Annotated in this window: 6 protein-coding genes; 4 read left to right on the top strand and 2 right to left on the bottom strand. The window is 59.9% G+C overall.

What is annotated here, in order from left to right:
• Positions 1-491: 491 nt before the first annotated feature.
• Complete coding sequence (locus tag JNM42_RS00635; RefSeq protein ID WP_294264582.1) at positions 492-1,262, bottom strand: TIGR01458 family HAD-type hydrolase; 771 nt, start codon at positions 1,260-1,262, stop codon at positions 492-494.
• Positions 1,263-1,511: 249 nt separating this feature from the next.
• On the opposite strand from JNM42_RS00635, the gene JNM42_RS00630 reads away from it, so the two are divergent.
• The 4 genes from JNM42_RS00630 (at position 1,512) to JNM42_RS00615 (ending at position 8,121) form a co-directional block, all read left to right on the top strand.
• Positions 1,512-1,745, top strand: a complete 234-nt coding sequence (locus JNM42_RS00630; protein WP_294264579.1) for a type II toxin-antitoxin system MqsA family antitoxin — start codon at positions 1,512-1,514, stop codon at positions 1,743-1,745.
• Positions 1,746-2,225: 480 nt separating this feature from the next.
• Positions 2,226-4,844, top strand: a complete 2,619-nt coding sequence (locus JNM42_RS00625; RefSeq protein WP_294264577.1) for a cytochrome c — start codon at positions 2,226-2,228, stop codon at positions 4,842-4,844.
• 130 nt (positions 4,845-4,974) lie between these two features.
• On the top strand, positions 4,975-5,850 hold the full coding sequence (locus JNM42_RS00620) for a hypothetical protein (protein ID WP_294264574.1): 876 nt from the start codon (positions 4,975-4,977) through the stop codon (positions 5,848-5,850).
• A 33-nt stretch (positions 5,851-5,883) separates the two neighbouring features.
• Positions 5,884-8,121: a hypothetical protein gene (locus JNM42_RS00615; protein ID WP_294264570.1), complete on the top strand. Its 2,238-nt coding sequence runs from the start codon at positions 5,884-5,886 to the stop codon at positions 8,119-8,121.
• A 212-nt stretch (positions 8,122-8,333) separates the two neighbouring features.
• On the opposite strand, the gene JNM42_RS00610 is transcribed toward JNM42_RS00615, so the two are convergent.
• Entirely contained in the window at positions 8,334-8,678 is a 345-nt protein-coding gene (locus JNM42_RS00610) for a hypothetical protein (RefSeq protein ID WP_294264568.1), read from the bottom strand.
• Between the last annotated feature and the right edge of the window lie 241 nt (positions 8,679-8,919).

Below are 8,919 nucleotides of genomic sequence, written 5' to 3'. Positions count from 1 at the left end.
CCTTCCCATCTCGAACAGGACCGTGAAACGAAGTCGCGCCGATGATAGTGCATACTACGTGTGCGAAAGTAGGTCACCGCCAGGCTCCCCAAAACCACAAGCCCTCCCCGCCCTACAGCGGCGAGGGCTTCGTGCTTTGTATGCGCAAGCGGTAGCTGACTGGCTTTCTTGACTTCGTGAAAATTCCGAAGAGGTCGGAGCGTAGCATGGGCTCGGCGCCTCCACCTACCCCTAGCCCTTACGGCGCGATCTGTTGTAGAACGTCCTTCTCAACGGTGGCAATGAATCGATCTGGCTATTGAGGCTGGTCGGCAGCTTCTCCAAGGTTTGCTACTGATGCTGTAAGGCTCCGGACTTCGTATCAGCGAAGCCATACTCAAAGCGGCCTTAACATGACGGCGATTGCCCAGGAGATGGGCTTGTCCGTCTCGTATGTGATTAGATTGATAGGGCGCGCCGGGGCCGTGTTCAAGGCAAGATCGTCAGCGTAATCAGCCTCCAAGGAGCCTGGTTACTGCGGTCGGGAAGTTGTCAACAATGAGGGCCGGGCGAATTGACGGGTGCTCTTCGTCCGTTGTTCGATATTTTCCGGTACGCACCAAAATCCCCGGAATTCCGGCTGCTTGCGCGCCACCGATATCATCCGCCAAGTCATCCCCGATCAGAACTGCCTGCTCCGGGGCGATGCCGAGTTCGTCCAATGCGGCGTGGAAAAAAGGGATCGCCGGCTTGCCCACGACTTCGGCTGTTTTTCCACTGCTGTACTCAAGTCCAGCGACAAAAGCGCCCATATCCAGAGTCAGGCCGTCTGTTTCCATAAAATAGCGGTTGCGCGCCATAACGATAAAGGGCAAGCCCTGCATCAGCAAACGGAAAACCCGGTTTAGAGAGTCGAAATTGAAGTGGTGTCCGGCGTCACCCAAAACGACGGCGTCCGGCTCGGAATGGCTGCAACCGATTTCCTCGGCGATATCCGGATGAACAAGGTAATGGGGATGTAGATTGCGCTGCTGCACAAGATTCCGGGTGGCCAGAACAGCAGTCAGTATTTCATCTGCTTCGACTTCAAACCCCATCTGACGGAGATTGGCGACAATGCGCGAACGCGGGCTGCGCGTCGTATTGGTCAGAAAGCGAATGGGTAGACCGCTGGTGCGCAAGTCAGAAAGGGCGTTTGCGGCACCGGAGATCGGTTGATCGTCAATGTGCAGAACACCGGCCAGATCGATCAGGATTGCTTGCGGGGCCGTCGGTAAAAACACGATTTTCTCCCAATCGGGACTTGTTCAGTCGAAAAATCTCGAAACATCAGTCGAACGGGAACGGAAGAGATTTGGACAACATCGTCACTGTCCGGAGTCAGCCGAATAATGAAAGCCAACTCACCATATTTTGATGACAGTAAGCGCTACAAAGAGTTCTCAAGCAGCAGCTAGCCCTCAAGCAAGCCTTAAAATGGGATTTGCCTGGCAGCCTGTCGGACTACGTTACTGCCCGAGCAGGCGGGCGACGTGTATCTGAAGCTGACAGTCATTGATGACTTGCTGATAATGCGCGCCTTCTCAAAGCAGGTGAATGCAGCCATTGTTGATCCTGGTTGCATCACCAGCTTGCGCAAGAAACTTGGGCTCGACCATCGCGAAGCGGCCAAAATCTTCGGTGCACGCATCAATGCTTTCTCGCGCTACGAGAACGTTAAGACAAAGCCGCCGCGGGCCTTGGTGAGGCTGCTCAAGATACTTTAACATCACCCCGATCTGCTCAATGAGGTCAGAGCCGCCTGAACCTCGATTCCAGGTAGCCCATTTGCGCGGGGCGGCAATTGATGTTGGATCTGAAAAGCAACTGATTGAACGAGCCTTTTACCTCTGGAATCTACGGGTTCAAATTTCGTAATTGACGGCCTAATATTCCGGAAAAATCGGTGACAATGTCTGTCCGAATTTTCCGGTTTCATTACGGCATGAATTCACCCTCTATTTGTTGCTGGAAATTGGTCTTGTCTTGAGTGCACGCAAACAAAAATGCGGTCAGGACAATTGCATTCAGTGCGAATGTCATTATCGATGACTGCGCAAGTTAGCCTTTGCCCGGAAGCCGCAGCACATGCTTGCACTGAGCATCGAAGTGCTCTAGCATCCTAACTTCTCTGCGTCGTCGATATCCGGGCAAATGATTGCATCCCTGCACACCGGGATTTGATGGCGTTGATCAGGAGAAAACTCATGAAACGTTATCTGCTCGCCTCTGTCGCGGCCATCTTGACCCTTGCCGCCGGCCTCGGGATTGTCCACTCCCGCTTTCAGAACATCGGCAACGCCCATGCTGAAAATTCCCCGGTAACCATCGCAGCGGCACCGGGAAAACCGATCCCCGAAGCGTCCAGCGTCGACCAGGACGCGCCCTATTACGAGTCTTGTGCCAGGGAAGGCTTGAACGAGTCTGAATGCGTCGGACGGCTGATCTGGTTCAAGTCCACCGCCGGCAATGACCGCTTCCATACCTACACCTTCCAGCAGCGTATCGGCGTCCTGGTGGACTGGTATCGCGTGCTGCGCGCCGACCAGCGCGACGATCGTTTCTGGGCCTGGGGCATCATCAACGACCCGTCCTGCTGCAAGCCCGGCGATCCGGATTGCCCGGCCAAGTCGGCCGAAGAAACCTACGGCCTGGACTGGTGTCCCGGCGATGACGTTCTCCTGAAGTATGTCGGCAAGCCCGGCTATGTCGACCCGGCCTGCGGCCTCAAGGATGCGGCGCTCGACGCCGACGATCCGCACAGCCAGGGCGGCAAGACCGACCAGCGCCACTCCGCCTGCGACCTCAAGTTCGGGACTTCGACCGGTGCCCTCGGTTTGCGCAAATTCCCCAACCCCCGATTCGACGCCGCCAAGTGGAAACAGTTGAACGGCAGTCTGGCGACCTGGTCCGGCTTTGCCACCACCATGGCCGCCGCCACCGGTATCGAATCCGACCAGCGCGTCAGCAAGCTGGCCGATGCCTCGGTGGAACCGCCGTTCCTCATCGGTACCTCGTGTGGCTCCTGCCACATCGCTTTCGACCCGCTCAACCCGCCGGCCGATCCGGCGCACCCGAAGTGGGAGAACATCAAGGGCCTGGTCGGCAATCAGTACACCCGCATGTCCGAATTGCTCGGTTCCGGCATGCCCAAGAGCAGCCTGGAATACCAGATGTTCGCCCACGCCCGGCCGGGGGTAACCGATACCTCGGCCATTTCGCACGACCAGATCAACAACCCCGGCACCATCAATGCCCTGATCAACGTCGCTCAACGCCCGGTGTTCAAGGGCGAGTCGATCACCAAGTGGCGCAAGGCAACCACCTGCGGCACCGAGAAGGACGAAGGCAAGTGCTGGTGCGAACCGGGACGCAGTGGCAAGTGCTGGGAGATGAGCACGCGCGATGACGATACGACGCCGGTGAATCTGGGTGGACAGAAGGTGGTACTGCCCGGCGTTCATCACATCCTGAAGGGCGGCGAGGATTCAACCGGCGCTCTGGAAGCCATCCAGCGCGTTTATTTCAATATCGGCTCGTGCTCCGAGCAGTGCTGGGTCAATCATTTCTCCGACATGCGTCAGGTGGACCCGGAAGCGCGCGGTTTCGGCCAGACGCCGTTCAACGTCGGCCAGTGCCGGCGCGACTGCCCGAACTTCCGGGCGGTCGAGGACCGTCTGCAGAACATTCTCGATTTCTTCGCCTCGGCCGAGTCCGACGAAACCAACCTGCAAGCTGCTCGCGCCAACGCACGCAAGGCAAGCAACCCGGCCGTCTCCTATACGCGGGCCGATCTTGCGGCCGAACTGGAGACCGAATTTGGCAAGGGTGCTTTAGGTCGCGGTCAGGCTGTCTTTGCCGACAACTGCGCACGCTGTCATTCCAGCGTCCCGGAAAGCGCGGGCGGCTCATTCAAGAATCGCGATTTCGCCGCCCCCAACGAAGCGCATCCGCGCAAAATCCGCGCCGACTTCCTCGGCAATGACCAATCGACGCCGGTCACCGAGGTGGGCACCTTCCGCTGCCGCGCCCTGCACTCCAACCACAAGGTCGGTCACCTGTACATGGAATACGGTTCGAATACGATGCACAAGCGGCCTGTGGTCGCCGACATCCCCGAGCGCAACGAACTCAAGGATGGCGGTCGCGGCTATCTGCGCAACATCTCGCTGGTCAATGTCTGGGCCACGGCGCCGTTCATGCACAACAACGCCATCGGCCCGGAGATCTGCGGCAATCCTGCCAACAAGGACAACGACTTCCACCGCGCCCGCTACGTAGACCCGGAGGGCAAGCTGCTTGCCAGCCAGCCCGAGTGCCTGCGTTACGACCCCAGCGTGGACGGCCGTTTCGATCTCTACAAGCGTTCGATGTACGATCTGTTGCACCCGAAGGAGCGTGGCAGCAAGCGCACCCTGACCAACGCCGACCTGCTCATCGACGTCGGCCTCCGGCCCCTCGATGGCAAGGTCGAAAAGCCTCTGCTCGGCTTCGGGCAAGTGAAGATTCCGGCCGGCACCAGCGCCGGCTTCCTCAACGGCCTGCAGCACAAGCAACTGGTTGGCGATCTTTTCCTCGCCAAGCGCGACCCGGCCCGGCTCGAAGCGGCGGGCAAGAAGGATCTGGTGCCGACCCTGCAGGCCATGGCCGACGAGGTGATGAAGCAGCCTTCACGCTTCGTCGAAATCCTGCGCGAGAAGCGCGATTTCCTCAGTGCCAATTACCAGACCTGCACCCAGGAGATCGAAAACGAGGGTCACCGCTTCGGCGAAGATCTTTCCGAAGCCGACAAGAGGGCGCTGACGGCTTTCCTGGCGACGCTTTAACTGCAAATGCTAACCACCATGACACCAAGGGCACCAAGTTGCACCAAGAAATACAGGACATTAACTTGGTGATCTTGGTGCCTTGCTGGTGAAGATTCTGTTTTTCTCTTAGGCACCGAGAGGTCATACCATGAGACTACCGACTACTTTCGCACTGCTCGCCCTGGCCGCCATCACGCTGGCCGCCTGCAGCAAGCCGGAACCGCCCAGCATCGCCTTTGCGCCCTACGAGAAGGGCTACCAGTCGAAGATGGACCTTGCCCAGGTCGACTACAAGTACCCGATCGCCCCGGCTGAACTGGCGAAGATCACGCCGGACTACCTCGCCACGCTGGAGCAGGAACAGCTTGACCAGCTCTACGCCCGTCTCGCCGCCGGCCCCATCCCCGATGGAGCTTTCGATGGCCGCATCCTGCTGCCCCGGGGCAGCAGCGGCAAGTTCCGGCTTTCCGAAATCGTCGGCGGTTTTGCCGGCACCGCGTTGCATCTCAAGGGACTGGTCGTCGAGGACATCGGCGAAACGCTGTGGCGCGGCAAGGTCTTTTTCCGCGAAGAACGGGTGTTGCGCAACCGCATCGAAGACCTCACGCTACTGAAAAAGGCCGGTCTGGTCGAGGGCGAACCGAAGAAGATGAGCTATGGCGGCAAGGAAACCTGGCTGCTCTTTCCGGCCAAGCTGTACTGCGGCCAGAGCCTGCTCGATGCGCGCCGGGAATCGATCATCATCGACTATTTCTTTACCGATGAAATTCCCGGCTACCAGGAAAACCCGGATTACCTCGCCGGTCGCCGCGGCCTCAAGGTGCGCGACGAGATCCGCATGATCCGCCCCGGTTTCTACCTCGGCCGGGCCTATCTGGATAAAGGCTTCGCGCTCAATTTCACGCTTTACGACAAAGCCACCGACGACCGGGCGCGGGATGACTTCGTGAAGACCGGAAAGGTTCAGGAAGACTGCTGGCCGGGAACCCAGGCACGCGCCCTTGTCGCCGCCGCCAAACCCTGAGCGGTGCCGGACGCGTGGCCATGACGATTCGCCATGAAGTGGCTTGCACCGTCGCTCCAGTCTCTTGTTCTGCCTCTGTTCTTTATCGGTGGCCTCTGCGGACTGAGCTTCGGCAGCAGCACGGCCATTGCGGCCAGCCAGGCTGAAGCCCCCGCCTGGGTAATCGATCCGGCTGTCCCTGGGGAGAATCTTCCAGCATCCGGTCGCTCGCAGTTCGACCGGCTGTTTGCCACGGTGCATAAGGGCAAAGTCGACTACGAGCTGCCATTCCCCTTTGCCGCGCTGCTCGCCCGGATCGATGCCCAGCTTGGCCGTGACCCCGCCAGTTCCTTGCCGCCGGCCAAGCGGGTATTGATCCCACTGGGGCGCTCGCTGCAACGCACCGCCGCCGCCCCCGATTACTTCACTTTCCCGCGCGTGGTGGTGGTCGCCGATTCTCCGCCTGCCACGCCCTCTGCCCCGTTCTTGAAGGATCGCCTGTACATCGGTTACCAGGAAAAGTCGGACGTGCTGGAAGTGATCAGCTACAACGAAGAAGCCGGCCGTTTCGAATTCCAGTTGGTCAAGAACTACCGGGCTGGCGCCACGCCGCAGGTGGTGTACGCCAACCGTAGCCTCTGCTTTGCCTGCCACCAGAACGGTGCCCCCATCTTTTCACGCGCTTTGTGGGATGAGACCAACGCCAACCCGCAGGTCGCCGCGCTGCTCCTGGCCACTGGCAAGCGTTTCCATGGCATTTCGCCAGAGCGCGGGGTCGACGTGCCTTACGCCATTGACATCGCCATACGTCGCGCCAACGGCTTTGCCCTGACCCAGCGTTTGTGGCGCGAGGGCTGTGGCGATGCCGACCCGGTGGCCATCCGCTGTCGTGCCGGCCTGTTCACCGCCGCCCTGCGCCATTCCTTGTCCAATGGCCGTGTGCGAGAGAGCGACTCGTCCTTCAAGCGCGAGGTCGATGCCCCCTTGCGTGCCGAAGCCGCCAGGCGCTGGCCAGGCGGTCTGGCCATTGGTGCCCCCGACATTCCCAACCGCAATCCCCTGCAAGGCCTCGCCATCTGGCCCGACGAGCCCGCCCGGCGCGTGGCCCATTCTCATGTCTCCGCCCGCTTTGAACCCCTGGCTCCGCGACCGGCCAGGGAGATCTGGCGGGCCGATGCGGGCGACGCCGTTGACCAACTGGTGAGCGGATTGGCCGAGTTCGTCGCCACCACCGATCGCCAGCGTCTCGAAGCAACTTTGTCTACACAACCCGCACGCCTTGTTCGGCAGCGGGCACCCTGCCGCTTCGAGCCTGGCGCATCGCGCTGGTCGGTACGCTGCCAGGCGGCCAGCGGTGAGTCTGTACTGCAACTGGTGGCTAGCCTGGAAATGAGAGGAGGGCGGTCACCGGGGCGATCGCAGGTACAGACGCAGGGTCAGGCGCCGCAGCGGGTACTCGGTGCTCAACTGGAGCGACTAACGCTGCCGGGCAGCAGCACCTTCAATGCCCTCGAACTGACAGGCTCCACGCCTGGGCCGGGTGATTTCACCGCGCTGGTACCCGCCAGCCGTCCGCTGCCGAGGGGGGCCGACGGCAACCCGCTGACGCGCATCGTTTTCCGGGTTTTGCCGGGCGAAGTGAGGGAAGTGGTAAAAGTGGAGGAGGGCAGTGTGCTGGTCGAATTGCGCCAGGAATTCACCGCCGTCGAGCAGGCCGTCGCTGCCCTGGCTACAGGTCCGGACGGCCCGGCGCTATTCGGCCCCCGGCCTTTCCCGCGCGAACAGCTCTTCGCAGCGCTGTTCGCGCAGCTCGGCGCGCCGGCTGTGGCGCCCTGTTGCCAGGCGGCAGACCGGCTTCCGACACCACGGCTTGAAGTTCCCGCCGCGCTGCCAGGCCACCCTGCGACTGCCCCGATGGATCCGACCGTGCAGGGTTTTTACCCCTACTGCGCCACCTGCCACCAAAGCGCAGAAACCTTCCCGCCCAATTTCCTGTCCGGCAGCAGCGCCCAGGTTAAGGCCCGGCTGCGCCAGTGCGCGCCACGGCTGTATGTCCGGCTGGCCATGGCCGACCTGACGCTGGAACAGCGGGACAAGACGCCGATGCCGCCGGAAAGCCTGCTGCCGGCTTTCGCAACCGATATCGCCGGCTGGCGCGCCAGCCCGGTTCGCGCCGCTCTGCTCGCCCAGGTTGGCGACTGGCTGCGCAGCGAAAGCGGCCACCCGCCCAACCTCAAACAACTGCTCGCCGACGGCTACGAGTCCCTGCGCCCCTGTCAGCCGCAGCCGTAACGCGCAAAAGCAAGAGGTAACAGACCAGGTTAACTTTTTTAGGGTATCCGTAGTCTGTGTGTCCGTAATCTGTGCTTGATGACCAAGCAACATGCTGCGCCGCAGCAGTGCGATTCCCATTACCTGGCTCACACGAAAATCGATGAGTGGATCAGAACGACCCGTACCGATCACTCACTGTTTTGGTAGGCGGCCGTTCCTAGGATTGCCGGTCACAAAGCGCCAATGTTTGTAGAGAAAAAAATTACTGAGAAAATCAACTGGCAGTATGCGGCCATCGCGATGCAAATTAGACCGAGAGTCCCGTAAATTTTGAATATGAATTTCGCCATCCGAGAGCTTGGGGTTGAATAGGTCGATTCATCAAGCCGCTCTAAAGAACCGAATCCAAGAGAAGAATAAATTGGACGGATTAGCAATGTGATAATCAAAACTGCGATGAAAACAATCGCAGGAACAATTCCAAAGTCCCAAAGAGCGCCTTTTGGAGGAATCACTCCATACGGCCGAAGAAGAAACAAGTAGATTGCTAAAGCGGCAACCCATCCTGCCGCCATAGCGGCTAACCCGACTTCCGCTATTCGCGGGGGTTGAAACGGCTAAGTGATTGAAATACATAGAAGTCGAATCAGAAGGTCGGCACTACACGACGCTTGGTGAAAGTGGCTTGACGGGTAATGGCACAGCGATTTTTGGTTGAGGTTGTTTGGGGAGTTGCAGCTTCAGTTGGGCGAGCAACAAGCGCTGGTCTGCGTCCGGTTCTGTGTAACGACGCAGGAGCAATTGCCGACCATCGGT

This window comes from Propionivibrio sp., assembly GCF_016790145.1.
GTDB lineage: Bacteria > Pseudomonadota > Gammaproteobacteria > Burkholderiales > Rhodocyclaceae > Propionivibrio.
Note: the sequence above shows the minus strand (reverse complement) of the source record. Positions and strands in the feature narration are given on the sequence as shown.